Origin of the sequence: Yersinia enterocolitica subsp. enterocolitica (assembly GCF_901472495.1) — a bacterium.
Classification (GTDB): Bacteria; Pseudomonadota; Gammaproteobacteria; order Enterobacterales; family Enterobacteriaceae; genus Yersinia; species Yersinia enterocolitica.
In genome coordinates, this window is sequence record NZ_LR590469.1 from 1,516,341 (window position 1) to 1,535,942 (window position 19,602).

Here is a 19,602-nt window from a genome sequence, read left to right on the forward strand (position 1 = left end):
GTGAACACGTTTTAGCCGTTTTTCTGAGCTTCCAGCTCTTCCCAACGACTAAACGCCACTTCTAATGCCTGTTCCGTATCGGCTAATGCCTTCAAAACCTGTTGTGTTTCTTCGTGTGGACGGGAGAAGAAATCAGCATGGCTAACCTCAGCCTGTAACTTACCGATTTCATGTTCCAGTTTTTCTAATTGCTGCGGTAACTGATCCAACTCACGTTGCAAGTTATAGCTCAGTTTGCCAGGGCGTTTTGCCGCTGGAGTCGTGCTTTTTACCGGTGCAGCCACTTTGGTTTCTTCAACTTTTGGCGCCACTTGACGAGTAGGTTTCGCCTCGGCGCGCTGCTGATGAGCATCATAATAGCCGCCGACGAAGCTGCTGATTTGACCATTACCTTCAAAGATCCAGCACTCTGTTACCGAGTTATCAACGAATTGACGGTCATGGCTAACCAACAATACTGTACCCTGATAGCTATCAACCATTTCTTCCAACAACTCCAGTGTTTCTACATCCAGATCATTGGTCGGTTCATCGAGGATCAGCAAGTTACTTGGCTTAAGGAATAATTTAGCCAATAACAGACGGTTACGCTCACCACCAGACAACGCTTTTACCGGGGTCATAGCGCGTTTCGGGTGGAACAAGAAGTCTTGCAGGTAGCCCAGAACATGGCGTGAACGACCATTGACCATCACTTCTTGCTTACCTTCAGCCAGGTTATCCATCACCGTGCGCTCTGGATCAAGTTCTGCACGATGCTGGTCAAAATAGGCTACTTCCAGTTTGGTACCGCAATGGACTTTACCGCTATCGGCTTTAAGCTGACCGAGCATCAGTTTCAGCAAGGTGGTTTTACCGCAACCATTCGGCCCCACCAGCGCAATTTTGTCACCGCGCTGTACTTGAGCGGTGAAATCTTTCACCAAAACTTTGCCACCGACCTGATAATTAACATTTTCCAGATCGAAGACAATTTTGCCTGAACGCACGGTTTCTTCCACTTGCATCTTGGCCGTACCCATCACTTCACGGCGTTGTGAACGCTCCATACGCAGTGCTTTCAGGGCGCGAACACGGCCCTCATTACGGGTACGTCGTGCTTTGATGCCTTGGCGGATCCACACTTCTTCTTGCGCCAGTTTGCGGTCAAATTCAGCGTTTTGCAGCTCTTCGACCCGCAGCGCTTCTTCTTTGCTGGCAAGATACAGTTCGTAATTACCTGGCCATGACACCAATTTACCGCGGTCCAGATCGACAATGCGTGTTGCCATCGCACGAATAAAGGAACGGTCATGAGAAATAAAGACAATGCTGCCTTGGAATTCTTTCAGGAAGCCTTCCAGCCAGTTAATAGTTTCAATATCTAAATGGTTGGTCGGTTCATCCAGCAACAGCACTTTTGGCGAGCTAACCAGTGCGCGACCTAATGCCGCTTTACGCAACCAACCGCCAGACAGTGAGGAAAGCTCGGCATCTGCATTCAGACCCAACTGTTTCAGCACTTCCTGAATGCGGCTATCTAATTGCCATAAACCCTGGTGATCCAGAATTTCCTGCAATGCCGCCAGACGATTGAGGTTTTTTTCGCTCGGATCAAGTTCAACCTGATGCAGCGTGGCATGGTAAGCCTTCAAATGCTCGGCTTGCTCCTGAACACCTTCCGCGACAAAGTCAAACACCGTACCGGCCACATTACGCGGTGGATCTTGTTGCAAACGCGCGACAATTAAATCCTGCTCATAAATGAGCCGACCATCATCCAAAGGCACTTCTTTACTCAGAATTTTCAGCAAGGTGGATTTGCCCGCGCCATTGCGGCCCACCAGACAAACACGTTCGTTTGCCTCAATATGCAATTCAGTATTATCTAATAAAGGTGCATCGCTGAACGACAGCCAGGCACCGGACATGCTAATTAACGACATAGTTTCTACTTTTCCTCGTGGCTGTGAGTCACCAGCCAACAGTTGTGGATTTGACGATTGCGGGCAAAGTCTTCAGATTGTGTTTGCGCAGTGATCTCTTTCGCTTCCAATCCCAACGCCTTTATCCCGTCCAAATCCATCTGGAAACCGCGCTTATTGTTTGAGAACATGATTGTTCCCTTACGGCGCAGTAACCGTTTAAGTTCTTTCATCAGCACTAAATGATCGCGTTGAACATCAAAGGTGGTCTCCATACGCTTGGAGTTGGAGAAGGTCGGTGGATCAATGAAGATCACATCGAATTGCTCATCGGTGTTACTCAGCCAGGAGAGGCAATCGGCCTGAATCAAGCGGTGCTGCTGGCCGGTTAAACCATTTGCTCGCAGGTTTTTCTCCGCCCATTCCAAATAGGTGCGCGACATATCAACTGTAGTGGTACTGCGCGCGCCCCCCAGACCCGCATGAACACTGGCAGTACCGGTATAAGCGAACAGGTTAAGGAAGTCTTTACCCTGGCTCATTTTACCCAGCATCTGGCGGGCAATACGGTGGTCAAGGAACAAACCAGTATCGAGATAATCAGTCAGGTTAACCCATAACTTGGCATTATATTCACTCACCAGCAGGAACTCGCCTTTCTGCGCCAATTTCTCGTATTGGTTTTTGCCTTTCTGCCGTTCGCGAGTTTTCAATACCAACTGGTTAGAAGGCAAATTCAACACCGCCAAAGTGGCATTAATCACATCAAACAGACGCTGACGCGCTTTTTGTGCATCAATCGTTTTCGGCGGCGCGTATTCCTGCACCACCACTTTGCTGCCATAACGATCGACCGCGACGTTGTAATCCGGTAAGTCAGCATCATACAAGCGGTAACATTCAATGCCCTGCTGCTTGGCCCACTTATCCAGCTTTTTCACATTCTTACGCAGACGGTTAGCATAATCCTCAGCCACCTGAACGCCCGTCGCACCTTGTGGATTTGCCGCTAATTGGTAGTTTTTCTGCACACAATCCAGCGGGCCATTCTTGGCTTTGAATTCGCGCTCTGCGCGCAATTGCAAACAGCTCAGTAATTCCGGCGAGGCACTGAACAGGGATAAACGCCAGCCACCAAATGACGCTTTCATGATGCGACCGAGCATATTATGCAACGCAATCAATGCTGGCTCACTGTCCAACCGCTCACCGTAAGGTGGATTACTGATAACCGTGCCTACAGGCCCTTCCGGTAATGGGTTCACCAATTTGCTGACATCATTGGCATTAAAGGTAATCAGTTCTGCTACCCCAGCGCGACGGGCATTGGCTCGAGCCATCTCAATCACCCGCCGATCAATATCAGAACCAAAGAAGCGAGAGGTCGTCTCCTGCAAACCACGGCGCGCACGAACTTGCGCTTCGGTGGTTAATTCACGCCACAGCTCTTCGTTAAAAGCATTCCAGGCGGTAAAGCCCCAATGCTCACGATGCAGCCCCGGGGCGCGGTCAGATGCCATCATGGCAGCTTCAATCAGCAATGTACCGGAACCACACATCGGATCGACCATCGGTGTGCCCAACTGCCAGCCAGAACGTTGAATAATCGCCGCAGCCAAATTTTCTTTCAGCGGTGCCTGACCGGTAAGGTCACGATAGCCGCGCTGATGCAGACCTTCACCACTGAGATCAAGTGCCACACTGGCCATATCGCGTTGCAGGAACACATTCACCCGGATATCCGGCTGTTGTTTAGCTACAGTTGGGCGCTGATCCAGCTTACGAGTAAAGCTATCAACGATGGCATCTTTAACTTTTAATGCCCCATACTGGCTATTGCGGATTTCGTCATTCACGCCGCTAAAATGCACGGCAAAGGTTTTATCCACACCAAAAATTGATGGCCAATCAATCGCCTGCACCCCAAGGTACAAATCTAAATCGCTGTAAACTTTAAAATCATTGAGCGGTAACAAAATGCGCGAAGCCAAACGGCTCCACAGCAGGCTTTGGTACATGAGTCGATCGTCGCCCTGAAAATGTACCCCGCCCTGCACTATTTTACAGTCGTGAGCGCCCAACGCTTCGAGTTCGCTTTTTAACAGTTCTTCCAGTCCACGCGCCGTGCTGGCAAACAGAGAGTTCATATCGCACTATCACCAAAAAGAAAATTGTTGCGCATTATAGCTAATCCCAGCAGCTTGTCATAAAGTTGCTCCCTCTTATTTAATACTCGCACGGAGGCAATGGTGATTACCCTCTCCCGACTTTATGTTCATCCGGTAAAATCCATGCGCGGCTTGCAGCTTTCTCATGCACAAGTCAGCAGCAGTGGATTAGCCTTTGACCGCGTATTTATGATTACCGAACCGGATGGCACTTTTATTACTGCGCGCCAATATCCGAAGATGGTGATGTTTACCCCCGCCTTAATGTCAGACGGTTTATATCTCACAGCCCCTGACGGCGAGAGTGCCAGTATCCGCTTTAATGATTTTTTAGCCAATGCCGAACCAACAGAAGTTTGGGGGAATCATTTTACCGCGCTAATTGCCCCTGCTGCTATCAACAACTGGCTCAGTGGTTATTTTCAAAGAGAAGTACAATTACGCTGGCTGGGGCCAGAATTAACCCGGCGGGTAAAACCCATGCCGGAAATTCCGCTGTCATTCGCGGATGGTTTCCCTTATCTGCTAATTAACGAAGCTTCATTTAAAGAGTTGCAACAACGCTGCCCCGGCAGTATTAAGCTAGAACAGTTTCGCCCTAATTTACTGGTGACCGGTGCCAGTGCATTCGCTGAAGACAGTTGGCAAGTTATCCGAGTGGGCGATATTACTTTTGATTTGGTTAAGCCATGTAGCCGTTGCGTATTAACCACGGTCAGTGTTGAACGCGGTCGCAAGCATCCAACCGGCGAGCCATTACAAACACTACAGACATTCCGAACCGCCGAGAATGGCGATATCGATTTTGGTCAGAATATGGTGGCCAGGAACAGCGGTATTATTCGGGTTGGGGATGAAGTAGAAGTTCTGTCAACTAAGCCACCGCGCCCTTATGGCGCTGGAGCGGTAGTTGAAAGCCTTGCGGCACCAGAGGATAAATCCAAAGCCGTAGCCATTGAATATAATGGCATTCGCTTTAACGGGAATAATCAGCAGGTATTATTGGAGCAGTTGGAGCAACAAAATATCCGCATTCCTTACTCGTGCCGGGCAGGAATATGTGGCAGTTGCAGAATTACGTTAATCAATGGCGAGGTCGCACCGTTAAAACAAAGTGCTATTGGAAATGACGGAACGATTCTTTGTTGCAGTTGCATACCTAAAGGAGATATTACGCTTAGCGGTAAATAAGCTGCAATTGATTAACTAAACCGCCCGGTCAAGATTAAAGGCCGGTGCGGTATAAGGTTTCTCGATAACCAATGGTATTAAGCGGTCATTCATTATCTTTATCGCATCGCCCAATACTAACTGACGCCCGGCTAATACTACCTGGGATTGTGCTAATAAACACAAACTGGCAGTGTCACCAGACTCAACCACTAACAAACTAATATCTTCACCGGTCTCCAATACTTTTACTGTCGCCAGCTCTGCATTTTGTGGCAGCCACGTTTTAGGTTGTTGTGCAAAATACCAGCTTTTGGGCATTAATGGTTTAAGAAAACGAAAAGCAACCAACGCATTTAATATCAATTCCGAACGTTGCTCATGCCCCATTTTAATTTGGCGGCATTGATCTTCAAACTCAAAATAAAGCGCTGCATCGTCGACACAAAATGCAGACTCATCAAATGCATCAGGGGTTAACATTTTAGACGGGAAGCGCGAGCGAAATATCATACCATTGGCTAAATCCAACATAAGTCGGTCATGTTCGGTATCAAAATACCAACGCCATTTATCGTCTGGTTTAATCCGCATATTTTACCCTTCCCGCCACGCTCACCAACATTATTGACTCAAGAATTGAGTTCTCACCCATCAAATTGCACTTAATCGTATATACCCGTCATACTTCAAGCTGCATGTTCGTTGGCTGCTTTCGTTCACCCGAATCACTTACCTGAGTAAGCTCATCGGAATTTACTCAGTTGCCGCCTTCCTGCAACTCAAATTATTTAGGGTATAAGGCTTTTGATGTATATTTAATCCATTGGGGTAAAATATAGACGAGCCGGAGGAATAAATAAACCCCCCGGCCAATAATGAAGATAAATAATTAGATATGAGTAACGATATTCTTAATCAAACCTGGCCCACGGAAGATAAATCCGGAATAAATTTGAATCAATGAAGCTCCCGCAGCCATTTTTTCTCGCGCAGCCGTGACTGAGTCAATTCCACCCACCCCGATAATAGGTAAGCGGCCTTGCAGCTCTTGCGATAAACGGCGAATCACTTCAGTACTACGTAATTGCAATGGACGGCCACTTAACCCACCGGCTTGTTCGCAATAATTTAATCCCTGAATGAGAGAACGATCTAAAGTGGTATTAGTAGCAATAACGCCATCTATATTATGGCGAACCAAACTGTCCGCTATTTGGATCAATTCTTCTTCAGTAAGATCCGGGGCGATCTTTACCGCCACCGGAACATACTTATGATGACGCTGATGTAATTCAGTTTGTTTATTTTTAATTGCTGCTAATAAATCATCCAGCGCTTCACCATACTGTAAAGATCGTAATCCTGGGGTGTTGGGTGATGAAATATTAATCGCGATATATCCGGCGTAAGGATAAACTTTATCCATACAAATCAAGTAATCTTCTTTGCCTTGTTCTACCGGCGTATCTTTATTCTTGCCAATATTAATACCTAAAATACCGCCAAAATGTGATTTCTTGACGTTTTCAATTAAGTTATCAACCCCATGATTATTAAAGCCCATACGATTGATCAAGCCTTCAGCCTCGACGATCCTAAACAATCTTGGTTTATCATTTCCTGACTGTGGCTTTGGTGTTACCGTTCCGACTTCAATAAAACCAAATCCCATCGCGCCAAGAGCATCAATACACTCGCCGTCTTTATCCAAACCCGCAGCCAAACCTAATGGATTCTTGAATGACAGGCCCATACAGCTTACAGGTTTGGTTGGCACTGATTGGCTAACCAAAAATTGAAGCGGTGTGCCGGTAAGACGTTTTAGCTGGCGAAAAGTGAATTCATGGGCACGTTCTGGATCAAGCTGAAATAGTGCTTTTTTAACGAGTGGATAATACATGTAATCTCCTGAGCGAGCGGTGACTAGCCGTTGATGCGGGAATGGTAAATTCATCTCTCAGGAAAGTAAACGTTTGCGACGTAAAGCCATGCAAAGACTGAAGGTATTTCAGGGGATAAAAAAGCAGAGAGCATCGCTGCCCTCTGTTTATCATGCAAACAACCTATTTATGCGGCCAATGCTTTGGTTATCTTTTCGTATAAATCACCGGATAAATTATCCAATTTTTTCAATTGTTCCAAAGCCTGGCGCATCAACGTTTGACGACCTGAGTCATAGCGTTTCAAACGAATCAAGGGTTCAATCAAACGAGCGGCAACCTGCGGGTTACGGGTATTCAAATCACTGAGTATTTCGACCAGGAATTGATAGCCGCTGCCGTCAGTAGCATGGAATGCCGCCGGGTTACCGGAGGCAAAACTACCAATCAACGAACGAGTACGGTTGGGATTACTCAAACTAAATGCCGGATGTTTAAGCAAGGCTCGTACTTGCGCCAAAACATCCACCGCCGGGCTGGTGGCTTGCAACGCAAACCATTTATCCATCACCAAACCATCATGACTCCAACGCACATCAAACGCCGCCAGTAATTCATCACGGCAAGGCAACTGGGCAGCAACTGCGGCTGCTAATGCTGCCAGCGAATCAGTCATGTTGTCAGCTTGATGATATTGAGAAGACACAAGCTTATTTGCAAACTCAGCATCACCAAACGCCAAATAATTCAGACAGGTATTGCGTAACGCCCGCTTGGCAATATCACTGTGTTCAATACGATATTCAGGAGTTATATTCGCCACATAGACGGCCAATAATTCGTCCGATAACTCATTTGCCAGACAGCGGGTAATAGCCTCATGTACCGCACTGATAGCTTGCGGATCAATTGTGGTAAACAGTTCCGCAATTTCATTTTCTGATGGCAATGTCAGGATCTGTGCCGCTAACGCGGGATCAAGATTTTCATCAAGTAATATGGCGCGGAAAGCATCAGCGACGTGATTAGGCAGACTCAGCGGCTGTTTTTGTTGGTATTTAGCAACATTGAGTTTGATATAGGTTGCCAGCAAACTTTGTGCCGCATCCCAACGGGAAAATTCATTGCGCGCATGTTGCATGAGGAACGTGAGTTGCTGATCGCTGTAGGTATAATCCAATTTGACCGGTGCAGAGAATTCCCGCAACAGGGACGGGATCGGAGTGTGCTCTACATTATCAAAGGTAAAGGTCTGTTCGGCCTCTGTCACATTCAGAACATGATGAACCGGTAAACCATTTCGCTGCAATGCAATCACATTGCCTTTACTGTCATATAGCTCAATATCCAATGGAATATGCAATGGCAGTTTTTCTGGTTGATCAGCAGTTGGCAACGTTTTCTGGCTAACGTGCAGATGATATTGCTGTTTTTCAGCATCATAATCATCACGTACCGTCAATATTGGTGTACCGGATTGGCTATACCAGCGACGGAATAAAGACAGATCGACATTAGATGCATCTTCCATTGCCTGCACAAAATCATCACAGGTCGCCGCACTGCCATCATGACGTTCAAAATAGAGTTGCATGCCAGCTTGGAATTGTTGTTCACCCAGTAAAGTATGCATCATGCGGATAACTTCTGACCCTTTCTCATACACCGTTAAGGTATAGAAGTTGTTCATCTCGATGACTTTATCTGGGCGAATGGCATGAGCCATCGGGCTAGCATCTTCGGCAAACTGCGCTGCACGCATAACTCGCACGTTTTCGATACGATTAACTGACCGCGAGCCTAAATCAGAACTGAATTCCTGATCTCTGAATACTGTTAAGCCTTCTTTCAGGCTTAATTGGAACCAATCACGGCAAGTGACTCGGTTACCCGTCCAGTTATGGAAATATTCATGACCAATAACCGCTTCAATGTTCAGATAATCTTTATCTGTCGCCGTTTCTGCTTTTGCCAGAACATATTTTGAATTGAAAACATTCAACCCTTTATTTTCCATGGCCCCCATATTGAAGAAATCAACCGCCACAATCATATAAATGTCGAGGTCATACTCCAGACCAAAACGGGTTTCATCCCACTTCATGGAGTTCTTCAATGAGGTCATCGCCCAGTCGGCACGATCCAGGTTACCGCGATCAACAAACAACTCCAGTGCAACTTCACGCCCCGAGCGGGTAATGAACTTATCACGCAACACATCAAAATCACCGGCGACCAAAGCAAACAGGTAACAAGGTTTTGGGAACGGGTCTTCCCATTTTACCCAATGGCGGCCATCATCCAGAACTCCCTGCCCCACACGGTTACCGTTGGAGAGTAAATAAGGATAAAGTGCTTTATCAGCGACAATGCGGGTGGTAAAACGCGCCAACACATCAGGGCGATCTAAATAATAGGTAATATGCCGGAAACCTTCAGCTTCACATTGGGTACAGAGTGCCTCACCGGAAAGATATAACCCCTCAAGTGCGCTGTTAGTTGCAGGGTGAATATCATTGACGATTGTCAGTGTAAAATGAGCGGGTAATTGCTCAATAACCAGCGAATTATCCTGTAGCTGGTAATGCGGCCATGCTTGCCCGTCAACGCTGATACTCACAAGCGTTAAATCCTCACCATCTAAAACCAACGGTGTCACGTCTGCTGTTTGACGTTTTACCTGACTGATCGCCGTTACTGTCGTTTTTTGCGCATCAAGTGCGAAATCCAGATTGATATCGGTGATAGTGTAATCCGGCGATTTATAATCGTGACGGTATTTAACTTGTGGCTGTTGTGTCATGGAAACCCTTTTGACGTCATCAGTGAATATGATTATCAAGTCTGTATTTATGGTCGTTTTCGCTTAAAGTTTAGCTTCAAAGTACTGCTACCAGCGACTTCGCCTTAGACTCAGATAGTCTTTTCAATGTATCACAATTGTAAAAAAAACCTAGGTAAGAGGCGGTGTTAATCCGGCAAATAGTGCATTGAATGATCTTTTTTCGAGCCGCCTCGCATGCCCACGACTTTAATTACATTTAGCTCAAAACCAAACGGAGAGTTGATGTTATCAAGAGGAGAAAGCTTGCCGGATGTTTCACGTTATTTCGAATATACTCGTGACTATTGTCTATATTCTATTCAGATTAATAACCCTATATATTTTAATACAATTTCTCCTTATTATCTAAATAGCTAAAAACTGACCTTAATTGGATTGATCGTTTAGCAAAACAGCTTTTCTATCGCTTATGGCACGTTTAATCCTAGACCTGGGATTAGAATTTATGGTGTGATGAGGCTTCAATAACAGGATAATACCGGTATACTTCTGCGACTTTAGATTCTGCCGACTGTGGAAAATGCTCCTACGAGGATGCTGTATAGCGCCATGACCCAAGACGCCTCACCGATTTTGACTTCATTGCTTGATACCGATGCATATAAACTTCATATGCAACAAGCAGTGTTTCATCGTTATCGCCATATTACCGTTGCCGCTGAGTTCCGCTGCCGTGGTGATGAGCTGCTGGGCGAGTATGCCGACGAAATCCGCCACCAGATAACATTGATGAGCCAATTGGCATTGACCGATGATGAGTATCAGTATCTCTCCGGTTTGCCCTTCTTTAAAAATGACTATCTCAATTGGCTACGGGCCTTTCGTTTTAATCCCGAGCAAGTCACTGTATCTGATAATGACGGTGAATTAGATATTCGTATTACTGGGTTATGGTGCGAAACAATCCTGTGGGAGGTGCCACTATTAGCGGTAATCAGTGAAATCGTCCATCGCCGCCGTTCTGCGCATGTCACGGCTGATCTGGCTGTTTCACAACTACGTAGCAAGCTTCAGCAATTTAACGCGCTCAGTGCTGATATTGATATAACCCACTTCAAGTTAATGGATTTTGGTACGCGTCGCCGTTTCTCACGCGAAATACAACATGCCATTGTCAGTCACTTAAAAGATGAATTCCCCTACCTGGTGGGCACCAGTAATTATGATTTAGCACGGAAATTGTCTTTAGATCCCGTGGGAACCCAAGCTCATGAATGGTTCCAGGCGCATCAACAAATTAGCCCGGTGCTGGCCAATAGCCAACGCGTCGCGTTACAAGCCTGGTTAGATGAGTATCCAAACCAACTTGGTGTGGCGTTAACCGACTGCATTACTATGGATGCATTCCTGCGCGATTTTGATAAAACATTTGCTGACCGCTATCAAGGATTGCGCCATGACTCGGGTGATCCGGTTGAATGGGGTGAAAAGGCTATCGCCCATTATGAAAAACTGGGTATTGACCCAATGAGTAAAACACTCGTGTTCTCAGATAATCTGGATCTGGAAAAAGCGCTGTCGCTATACCGCCACTTTTACCAACGGGTTAAGTTAGTATTTGGTATTGGTACACGTTTAACCTGTGATATTCCAGGTGTCAAGCCGCTGAATATCGTGATTAAACTGGTTGAGTGTAATGACAAACCGGTGGCTAAACTTTCTGATAGCCCAGGCAAAACTATTTGCCATGATCCCGCGTTTGTTGATGAATTACGTGAGGCATTCGCTCTGCCGTTGGTTAAAAAGGCCAGCTAATACGCAATTGCCGGGCGACAAATGCTTGCCCGGCCCCACTCTAATTTGAACTTTTTTCCTCGCTTTACTCTTCTATATTCCACTATTCAATCATTTCTCTGTTTGTGTCGTATATTTTTATGACAATGTTGCACTGAACTGATGATTTCTACTTGTGTCCTGCTCCGCCACAAGTAACATAGCAACATCCCCATTTCTTTGGGTTGTTAACTATTTCGATATTAAAATTATCCAAAACTATTAAAGAGAGAAATCTATGAGCGTAGTGCCTGTAGTCGACGTACTGCAAGGCCGTGCTGCGGTTGACAGTGAAGTCACCGTGCGCGGTTGGGTGCGTACCCGGAGAGATTCTAAAGCGGGTATCTCCTTCGTTGCCGTTTATGACGGTTCCTGCTTTGACCCGTTACAGGCCGTCGTAAATAATACTTTGCCTAATTATCAGGACGAAGTACTGCATTTAACTACCGGCTGTTCAGTAGAAGTGACTGGCACCGTAGTGGCATCACCGGGTGAAGGGCAGAGTTTTGAAATTCAGGCCACCGCTATCAAAGTGGTCGGTTGGGTTGATGATCCCGATACTTACCCAATGGCAGCAAAACGTCACAGTATCGAATACTTGCGTGAAGTCGCTCACTTGCGCCCGCGCACGAACCTGATCGGTGCAGTGGCTCGTGTTCGCCATACTTTGGCACAAGCTATTCACCGTTTCTTCGATGAGAACGGTTACTTTTGGGTTTCAACACCGCTAATCACGGCATCTGATACTGAAGGTGCGGGTGAAATGTTCCGTGTATCGACGTTAGATCTGGAAAACCTGCCGCGCACTGATACTGGCGCTGTCGATTTCAGTGAAGATTTCTTCGGTAAAGAAGCCTTCCTGACGGTATCCGGTCAGCTTAACGGCGAAACCTACGCCTGCGCGTTATCCAAAGTTTACACTTTCGGCCCGACTTTCCGTGCTGAAAACTCTAACACCAGCCGTCATCTGGCTGAGTTCTGGATGGTAGAGCCAGAAGTCGCCTTTGCGTCATTAGATGATGTCGCCGGTTTAGCAGAGAAAATGTTGAAATACGTCTTCCAAGCGGTGTTAAACGAACGTGCAGATGACATGAAATTCTTTGCCGAACGTGTGGATAAAGATGCGATTGATCGCTTGCAGCGCTTTGTCACCTCAGATTTTGCTCAGGTTGATTACACTGATGCTATTGAAATCTTGCTGGCATCAGGCCAGAAGTTTGAGAATGATGTCGCCTGGGGCATAGATTTGTCTTCTGAGCATGAGCGCTATTTAGCTGAGCAACACTTTAAAGCGCCAGTAGTGGTTAAAAACTATCCGAAAGATATCAAAGCTTTCTATATGCGGATGAACGAAGACGGTAAAACCGTGGCTGCGATGGATGTTCTCGCACCGGGTATTGGCGAAATCATCGGGGGTTCCCAACGTGAAGAGCGTTTAGATGTGCTGGATGCACGTCTGGCAGAAATGGGCCTCAATAAAGAAGATTATTGGTGGTATCGTGATCTGCGTCGCTATGGCACGGTGCCACATTCAGGCTTTGGCCTTGGATTTGAGCGTTTGATCTCATATGTAACAGGGGTTCAAAACGTTCGGGATGTCATTCCGTTCCCACGCACACCGAGAAATGCCAGTTTCTAAGTTAGTCATTTAGAAAAAAATTGTGATTTTGTATAAATAAAAGCCAGCCTTGCTGGCTTTTATCATTTTTTAAAGTTCGATCTGAGTCACAAAGTTCCCTGATATTTACATTTGGTAACACATAGTTTCTCAATGAAACATATTCAGGTAATTGGTAGCATTTTCGGTCTGGATTATAACCCTCGTGAATGGAACACTGCGTTCAGACACAGACGACACCAAACTCTCAACAATAGTTCCAAAAAAATTATTGGCGGCAGTGGCAGGTGTCCGAATAACACCAATGAGGGTAATAATAATGATGAAGCGCAATATTCTTGCAGTAGTAATCCCAGCATTGTTAGTAGCTGGTGCAGCTAATGCAGCAGAAATCTACAACAAAGACGGCAACAAACTTGACCTGTACGGTAAAGTTGACGCGCGTCACCAGTTCTCTGACAACGCTGGCCAAGACGGCGACGAATCTTATGTTCGTTTCGGCTTCAAAGGTGAAACCCAAATTACTGACCAACTGACCGGTTACGGCCAGTGGGAATACAACGTTCAGGCTAACCACGCTGAATCTCAAGGCGACAAAGGCAACAAAACCCGTCTGGGCTTTGCTGGTCTGAAATTTGCTGAATTCGGTTCATTCGACTACGGCCGTAACTACGGCGTAATCTATGATGTCAACGCATGGACTGACATGTTGCCAGTGTTCGGTGGTGATTCAATCTCCAACTCTGACAACTACATGACTGGCCGTTCTACTGGCTTGGCTACTTACCGTAACACCAACTTCTTCGGTCTGGTTGATGGCCTGAACTTTGCTCTGCAATATCAAGGCAAAAACGAAGATGGTCGTAATGGCACTACTACTGACGCAGCTGGTGTAGTAACTTCTTACGATAATCTGAAAGATCAGAATGGCGACGGCTTCGGTATCTCTTCTACTTATGATATCGGTTACGGCGTGAACTTCGGTGCTGGTTTCTCTTCTTCAAACCGTACTGATCAGCAAAAACGTTTCAGTACTGCTGAGGGCGATAAAGCTCAGGCATGGAACGTTGGTGCTAAATACGACGCAAACAACGTATACCTGGCTGTAATGTATGCTGAAACTCAGAACATGACTCCATATGGCGATGCTAACGATACTATCGCTAATAAGACTCGTGATATTGAAATCACTGCACAATACCAGTTTGACTTCGGTCTGCGCCCATCTTTAGGCTACGTTCAGTCTAAAGGGAAAGATCTTAACGCGAATGGCGATAACCAAGATCTGTTGAAATATGTTTCTGTAGGTTCTTACTACTACTTCAACAAAAACATGTCTACCTATGTTGATTACAAAATCAACTTGCTGGACGAAAATGACTTCACTCGTGCAAACGGTCTGAACACAGACGACGTTGTAGGTGTTGGCTTGGTTTACCAGTTCTAAGTTAAACTTAACCCGGCAGTTTATCTGCTGACCTAAGTTAAAAAAGACAGGGCCTCGGCTCTGTCTTTTTGTTTTTGTCCTTGGCTAAAATAGAGATATTGCGCTGCCGAATACACTATTTTGCCGATTTTTCACCCCGAATCCCCTCGCCTCACAACATTCATTTCTTTTTATCGCAAACGGTTGGCAAAGGCCGCAACTGGCGCTACCCTGATGGTTCTGTTTGCTTAACGCTAAGCCATGGAAGCCTCTGACATGTTTGAAAAAATCACTGCTGCACCTGCGGACCCGATTCTGGGCCTGACCGATATTTTCCGCGCGGATGACCGCCCTAATAAAATTAACCTGGGGATCGGTGTCTACAAAGACGAATCCGGGAAAACGCCGGTGCTGACCAGCGTCAAAAAAGCTGAGCAGTATTTGCTGGAAAATGAAGTCACCAAAAACTATCTGGGAATTGAAGGGCTGCCAGCTTTCGCCCATTGTACTCAGGAACTGCTGTTCGGTGCCAATAGCACGATTATTACTGATAAACGTGCCCGCACCGCTCAAACTCCTGGTGGTACGGGTGGCCTGCGTATCGCGGCTGATTTTATTGCCCATCAAACCAGTGCCAAACGTGTCTGGGTCAGTAATCCAAGCTGGCCGAATCATAAAAACATCTTCGCCGCAGCGGGGTTGGAAGTGGTTGAATATGCCTATTATGATGCCGCTAACCATGCTCTAGACTTCGATGGGCTATTAAATAGCCTGTCAGAAGCCCACGCAGGTGATGTCGTGTTGTTCCACGGCTGCTGCCATAACCCAACCGGGATTGACCCAACAGAAGCTCAGTGGAGACAATTAGCTGAACTGTCAGTGGCTAAAGGTTGGTTGCCACTGTTTGACTTCGCCTATCAAGGTTTTGCCAAAGGTTTGGAAGAAGATGCTCAAGGCCTGCGTATTTTTGCCACACAGCATCAAGAGCTGATCGTTTGCAGCTCTTATTCCAAAAACTTCGGTCTGTACAATGAACGTGTTGGCGCTTGTACCCTTGTTGCTGCAAACAGTGAAGTGGCTGATATCGCCTTTAGCCAGGTTAAAGCGGTTATCCGTGCTAACTATTCCAACCCTCCTGCTCACGGTGCGTCAGTGGTTGCGACCATACTGAGTGACAAAGCGCTACGGGCAATTTGGGAGCAAGAACTGACTGATATGCGTCAGCGCATTCATCGTATGCGTCAGTTGTTTGTTAACACCTTGCAAGAAAAAGGCGCTAAGCAAGATTTCAGCTTTATCATCAACCAGAATGGTATGTTCTCATTCAGTGGCCTGACCAAAGAACAAGTGCTGCGTCTGCGCAATGAGTTCGCGGTTTATGCAGTAAATTCTGGCCGTGTTAACGTGGCCGGTATGACGCCAGATAATATGGCGCCATTGTGTGAAGCTATCGTTGCTGTGCTTTAATTGAGTCATTGTGATTAATCTGTAAAAAGGGTGCCCCAGGCACCCTTTGTTTTATCTATCAGGCTAAAAATATTAATGAAATAAATACTTGGCAAATTCGTTCATCGGCATAGGTCGCCCATACATATAACCTTGCAGGTAATCCACTTTGTGGGCCTGTAAATAACGCATTTGAGTCTCGTTTTCGACACCCTCGGCAATAGTTTGCAACCCCAGCCGAGTCGCCAGATCAATCACATTGCCCACGATGTGGCTAGACAAAGCATCTGAACCAATCATGCCGACAAAACTTTGGTCAATCTTGAGGAAATCAACTTTAAACTTCTGCAAATAAGTCAAACTTGAATGCCCCGTGCCAAAGTCGTCAATAGCAATAAAGACGCCTAAAGCATGAAGCTCAGCAAATAATTTATCTGTAGTCGCATCGGCAACAATTAATTTCCGTTCAGTTAATTCCAGCGTGATATTTATTTTATTGCCACCGAAGGCTTGGATAAAATTACGGCAGTCATCTACCAGACTGAGATCACGGCAATGATTGGCACTGATATTAAAACCGAAGTGGAAGCCTTCAGGTAATTGATTTACGTAAGGTGCAAATTTGGCACTGACTTGTTGCATAATAGAACGAGTCATCGGCACGATAAGTTCACTGTCTTCTGCCATCGGAATAAATTGATTCGGTTGAATTAACCCCTGCCCCGGATGTTGCCAGCGCATTAAGACTTCACAGCCAATCCAGCATTGTTCTTTGCCACTGACAATCGGTTGCAGGTAAGGAATAAATTCGTTATTTTCTAACGCGTGTTTTAATACCTGGGTAGGTGATGCCGCCCTACCAGATAACCAGAAGACAAGTGCAGCTGACCCAACACTCATTAATATGAAGAAAATTAAGCTGCCACGGGCATATTGCCAAGCGTAAGCCAAATATTGTTGATTAGACAGTGCGGTGCTTAATGCATAAGCATACTTCTCTGAAGCTAAGTATAGCGGCTCCCCGCCGTTCGGCGGGTTACCAGAATGCACAATTCCAGCCGCATCCATCCATTTATCACCAACTCTCAGTTGTAACTCTATATCGCTACTCAATAAATTAAGAATACTACGCAGGTAATAGCCATCAACTGCAACCAGAATGCTGTAATTACCTCTCGCCAGGCGGTAAACCATCAAAGCGCGATCAGGTGTCACATCATTGCCTTGCATTAACTCTAATTGCCCATCAACAAATACATCTAAATCAAAAGGGGTGAAAAGTGGCCCATATATTGAAGAACAATAAATGTTACTGCCTTTGGCTAAAGAGACAGAGCGAACATCCGGAATCAATACCACCTGATCGCGCAAATTCTGTACCACTTGCAAACAAGGTTTTCCAAGCCCAGTTTCAACCTGAATAGCTGCATGCTGTAAATTACTAAATATTTGGTCGAAGCGCACCCTAGCCTGTAATAACTTAGCTTCAGCATTCTGATGCATATTGCTTTTTGTTTGCGCATAAATCACTACTGCGCCCAGCAACAGAAAAAGCAATAATACCATAGAAGAAAAACCGAGCCGGGACAGGAATTTATTCGGTCTGAAACGACGAAATGGCATAGTGGATTCCATTGAAAGGCGCTCGTTAATACTACGAACTCAAACGGCAGAAAAATGACTGCCGAGTCAATATCAGTTATATCTTTCAGCCATGCTACGCCTTATGGATATCTCAGAGGTGATACTTACTTGATGAACACCGTCATTATCTTCATAGTTCGCAGAAATAGCTGATTATGACTTCACAAAATGCTTTAACAGCTCATTAAATATAATATAAAAAAGGCACCGAATGGCGCCCTTCTTGTTATTCCATGCTGTCACTCTGCTAAGAGTTTATAACACTAAGCAGTTGCTGTTACCAAACAGCAGGTTCTTCGCGTATAAACGGATTAGTCTGCCGTTCATGTCCCAGCGTCGACATTGGGCCATGACCTGGAATAAATGTCATGTCATCTCCCAAAGGTAACAGTTTAGTTCGGATGGAATTAATCAGTTGCTGATGGTCACCACGCGGGAAATCACTGCGCCCAACTCCACCACTAAAAATAACATCGCCAACTAACGCCAAACGATCTTTTTGATCAATAAAGACGATATGCCCCGGCGTATGTCCTGGACAATGCAAAACTGAGAGCTCGATTGCACCCACAGTAATTTTATCGCCCTCTTCCAGCCAACGTGTTGGCGTGAAGGCCTCACATTCGCTCAACCCGAACATTCTACTTTGAGCGGGTAGTCCTTCTAGCCAGAAGGTATCTTCTTTTTCTGGCCCATAAATCGGCACCTGAAAATGCGCAGCTAATTCAGCGGCGGCACCCACATGATCCAAATGGCCGTGGGTCAATAAAATCTGGTTAATCTGAATATTGTGACGAGCAACTTCTGCAATGATCTTGGCGGCTTCACCACCTGGGTCAACAAGGGCGGCCTGCCCTGTTTCTTCACACCAGATAAGTGTGCAATTTTGGCTAAAGGCCGTCACTGGAATAATTTGATATTTCATAAAACTCCAACCCCAGTGCCCTGGGTATAGATTCAAAGCACTGGCATAAAAATACATATTACCAGGATCGTGTTGGCCCAGTATCAATATGCACAAAGTTACTGCGAGGGTAATATCCTACACCACCAGCGCGCATTTTTAATGCTGCTTTACGGATATTACTCAATTGAATGCCTTCAATATGGAAATCCATTGCCCGCCCTTGTGTGTGGAAGCTGTGTTTGGCCACACCACGGCTCCGTTCACGTAGCTCATTATTAGTATCAAGCGAGCGGTAACCTGAAATCAGCTGCACCGGTTTAGTTGTACCGAGAAGGCCTTGCAGGCGGTATAGCTGATCGAAGAGACGAGGATCAATGGTTTTTACTTTATTGGCCCGATAATCGCGGAATAAATGATTCAAACGGGAAAGTTCATCTTTGTTATAGCTTCTACCGTCAAAAAACTCGGCTTTTATGGACTCACCTGTATTCAGGTTATTCAGGGTCAAGATGCGTGGACGAGGAGTCGAAAGGGTAGCAAATGCTTGCCCTGGGAGCAGCGACATCCCGAGTGCTACCCCGCCTAACGCTAGCCATTTACGGCGATAATTATCAATTTTATCCATGATCTCTGTTAATACCTGGCAAGAATGTCAAAAGTAAGCACTGCCCCTTATTACTTGAAGCCGCAACTGTATTGGCTGCAACCCAATTGCTTTGGGTATCTATGTGCCGTCCCGAACCATAACCGCCTACGGAAAACCAGTCAACCCGCATTCGGCACGCATTCACTGTGCGTTTAGTCCAGGTTTATAGGGC

General features: G+C 45.9%; 13 protein-coding genes. 5 read left to right on the top strand and 8 right to left on the bottom strand.

Going from position 1 to position 19,602, the window contains the following annotated elements:
- Positions 1–11 precede the first annotated feature (11 nt).
- Both FGL26_RS07285 and rlmKL read right to left on the bottom strand, forming a co-directional pair.
- Complete coding sequence (locus tag FGL26_RS07285; protein ID WP_005170926.1) at positions 12–1,925, bottom strand: ABC transporter ATP-binding protein; 1,914 nt, start codon at positions 1,923–1,925, stop codon at positions 12–14.
- 5 nt (positions 1,926–1,930) lie between these two features.
- On the bottom strand, positions 1,931–4,051 hold the full coding sequence (rlmKL, locus tag FGL26_RS07290; RefSeq protein WP_005170930.1) for a bifunctional 23S rRNA (guanine(2069)-N(7))-methyltransferase RlmK/23S rRNA (guanine(2445)-N(2))-methyltransferase RlmL: 2,121 nt from the start codon (positions 4,049–4,051) through the stop codon (positions 1,931–1,933).
- Between the two features lie 99 nt (positions 4,052–4,150).
- On the opposite strand from rlmKL, the gene FGL26_RS07295 reads away from it, so the two are divergent.
- Positions 4,151–5,263, top strand: a complete 1,113-nt coding sequence (locus tag FGL26_RS07295; protein ID WP_011816047.1) for a YcbX family protein — start codon at positions 4,151–4,153, stop codon at positions 5,261–5,263.
- A 15-nt stretch (positions 5,264–5,278) separates the two neighbouring features.
- On the opposite strand, the gene FGL26_RS07300 is transcribed toward FGL26_RS07295, so the two are convergent.
- The 3 genes from FGL26_RS07300 to pepN all read right to left on the bottom strand — a co-directional run bounded on the left by FGL26_RS07300 (position 5,279) and on the right by pepN (position 9,928).
- Complete coding sequence (locus FGL26_RS07300; protein WP_005170935.1) at positions 5,279–5,836, bottom strand: cell division protein ZapC; 558 nt, start codon at positions 5,834–5,836, stop codon at positions 5,279–5,281.
- A gap of 298 nt (positions 5,837–6,134) precedes the next feature.
- Complete coding sequence (gene pyrD, locus FGL26_RS07305; protein ID WP_005159993.1) at positions 6,135–7,145, bottom strand: quinone-dependent dihydroorotate dehydrogenase; 1,011 nt, start codon at positions 7,143–7,145, stop codon at positions 6,135–6,137.
- A gap of 167 nt (positions 7,146–7,312) precedes the next feature.
- Positions 7,313–9,928, bottom strand: a complete 2,616-nt coding sequence (pepN, locus tag FGL26_RS07310; RefSeq protein ID WP_005170937.1) for an aminopeptidase N — start codon at positions 9,926–9,928, stop codon at positions 7,313–7,315.
- A 591-nt stretch (positions 9,929–10,519) separates the two neighbouring features.
- Here pepN and pncB point away from each other — a divergent pair.
- The 4 genes from pncB (at position 10,520) to FGL26_RS07335 (ending at position 16,254) form a co-directional block, all read left to right on the top strand.
- Positions 10,520–11,725, top strand: a complete 1,206-nt coding sequence (gene pncB, locus FGL26_RS07320; RefSeq protein WP_005170939.1) for a nicotinate phosphoribosyltransferase — start codon at positions 10,520–10,522, stop codon at positions 11,723–11,725.
- A 256-nt stretch (positions 11,726–11,981) separates the two neighbouring features.
- On the top strand, positions 11,982–13,382 hold the full coding sequence (gene asnS / locus FGL26_RS07325; RefSeq protein WP_005170940.1) for an asparagine--tRNA ligase: 1,401 nt from the start codon (positions 11,982–11,984) through the stop codon (positions 13,380–13,382).
- A gap of 301 nt (positions 13,383–13,683) precedes the next feature.
- Positions 13,684–14,808: a porin OmpF gene (ompF, locus tag FGL26_RS07330; RefSeq protein ID WP_005170944.1), complete on the top strand. Its 1,125-nt coding sequence runs from the start codon at positions 13,684–13,686 to the stop codon at positions 14,806–14,808.
- Positions 14,809–15,063: 255 nt separating this feature from the next.
- Positions 15,064–16,254: an amino acid aminotransferase gene (locus FGL26_RS07335; protein WP_005170947.1), complete on the top strand. Its 1,191-nt coding sequence runs from the start codon at positions 15,064–15,066 to the stop codon at positions 16,252–16,254.
- A 72-nt stretch (positions 16,255–16,326) separates the two neighbouring features.
- Here FGL26_RS07335 and FGL26_RS07340 read toward each other — a convergent pair whose 3' ends face one another.
- From FGL26_RS07340 to mepK, 3 genes are all read right to left on the bottom strand, one after another.
- Positions 16,327–17,856 carry an EAL domain-containing protein gene (locus FGL26_RS07340; RefSeq protein WP_005170951.1) on the bottom strand — a complete coding sequence of 510 codons (1,530 nt, stop codon included), beginning with the start codon at positions 17,854–17,856 and terminating at the stop codon, positions 16,327–16,329.
- 298 nt (positions 17,857–18,154) lie between these two features.
- On the bottom strand, positions 18,155–18,802 hold the full coding sequence (locus tag FGL26_RS07345; protein WP_005170954.1) for an MBL fold metallo-hydrolase: 648 nt from the start codon (positions 18,800–18,802) through the stop codon (positions 18,155–18,157).
- Positions 18,803–18,860: 58 nt separating this feature from the next.
- Positions 18,861–19,409, bottom strand: coding sequence for a peptidoglycan L,D-endopeptidase MepK (mepK, locus tag FGL26_RS07350; protein WP_005170957.1), 549 nt, complete (start codon positions 19,407–19,409; stop codon positions 18,861–18,863).
- Between the last annotated feature and the right edge of the window lie 193 nt (positions 19,410–19,602).

What these genes read in the sequence shown, in the direction of transcription:
- FGL26_RS07345 (WP_005170954.1), bottom strand. Translation starts at nt 18,802, where the DNA reads ATGAAATATCAAATTATTCCAGTGACGGCCTTTAGCCAAAATTGCACA.
- FGL26_RS07300 (WP_005170935.1), bottom strand. Translation starts at nt 5,836, where the DNA reads ATGCGGATTAAACCAGACGATAAATGGCGTTGGTATTTTGATACCGAA.
- ompF (WP_005170944.1), top strand. Translation starts at nt 13,684, where the DNA reads ATGAAGCGCAATATTCTTGCAGTAGTAATCCCAGCATTGTTAGTAGCT.
- pyrD (WP_005159993.1), bottom strand. Translation starts at nt 7,145, where the DNA reads ATGTATTATCCACTCGTTAAAAAAGCACTATTTCAGCTTGATCCAGAA.
- FGL26_RS07335 (WP_005170947.1), top strand. Translation starts at nt 15,064, where the DNA reads ATGTTTGAAAAAATCACTGCTGCACCTGCGGACCCGATTCTGGGCCTG.
- pncB (WP_005170939.1), top strand. Translation starts at nt 10,520, where the DNA reads ATGACCCAAGACGCCTCACCGATTTTGACTTCATTGCTTGATACCGAT.
- FGL26_RS07340 (WP_005170951.1), bottom strand. Translation starts at nt 17,856, where the DNA reads ATGCCATTTCGTCGTTTCAGACCGAATAAATTCCTGTCCCGGCTCGGT.
- FGL26_RS07295 (WP_011816047.1), top strand. Translation starts at nt 4,151, where the DNA reads ATGGTGATTACCCTCTCCCGACTTTATGTTCATCCGGTAAAATCCATG.
- mepK (WP_005170957.1), bottom strand. Translation starts at nt 19,409, where the DNA reads ATGGATAAAATTGATAATTATCGCCGTAAATGGCTAGCGTTAGGCGGG.
- asnS (WP_005170940.1), top strand. Translation starts at nt 11,982, where the DNA reads ATGAGCGTAGTGCCTGTAGTCGACGTACTGCAAGGCCGTGCTGCGGTT.
- pepN (WP_005170937.1), bottom strand. Translation starts at nt 9,928, where the DNA reads ATGACACAACAGCCACAAGTTAAATACCGTCACGATTATAAATCGCCG.
- rlmKL (WP_005170930.1), bottom strand. Translation starts at nt 4,051, where the DNA reads ATGAACTCTCTGTTTGCCAGCACGGCGCGTGGACTGGAAGAACTGTTA.
- FGL26_RS07285 (WP_005170926.1), bottom strand. Translation starts at nt 1,925, where the DNA reads ATGTCGTTAATTAGCATGTCCGGTGCCTGGCTGTCGTTCAGCGATGCA.